This window comes from Psychrobacter sp. 78a-MNA-CIBAN-0178, assembly GCF_040309625.1.
Lineage (GTDB): Bacteria > Pseudomonadota > Gammaproteobacteria > Pseudomonadales > Moraxellaceae > Psychrobacter > Psychrobacter okhotskensis.
Window position 1 is genome coordinate 1 of record NZ_JBEOOZ010000105.1, and the last position, 287, is coordinate 287.

At 59.6% G+C, this 287-nt stretch carries 1 protein-coding gene; it reads right to left on the minus strand.

Going from position 1 to position 287, the window contains the following annotated elements; genetic code table 11:
* Nucleotides 1-30: 30 nt before the first annotated feature.
* A partial coding sequence (locus AAEY80_RS14440; protein ID WP_350588549.1) for a DUF3311 domain-containing protein occupies nt 31-287 on the minus strand: 257 nt, incomplete at its 5' end.

The window sequence follows — 287 nt, forward strand, 5'->3', positions numbered from 1 at the left end:
GCAGGACGAAGACGAAGGTCGCGCCGAGATTCATTGCGCACCTCCTTGCGTGCCGCTCGCCTTCCACGCGTTCTTGGTCTTGAAATACACGAACGCGGTGATCACCGCGCTGATGAAGACCCAAAGCAACTGGTACCAGTAGAAAAACGGAAAACCGAGCCATTGCGGTTCGATCTTGCTGTACGACGGCACCCAGACCATCGCGATCAGCGGCAGTACCAGCAGCCAGAGCCAGCGCTTGGCGGCCCGGTTGGCGTCGGCATCGTGAGCCATGACGTCTCCTCTTG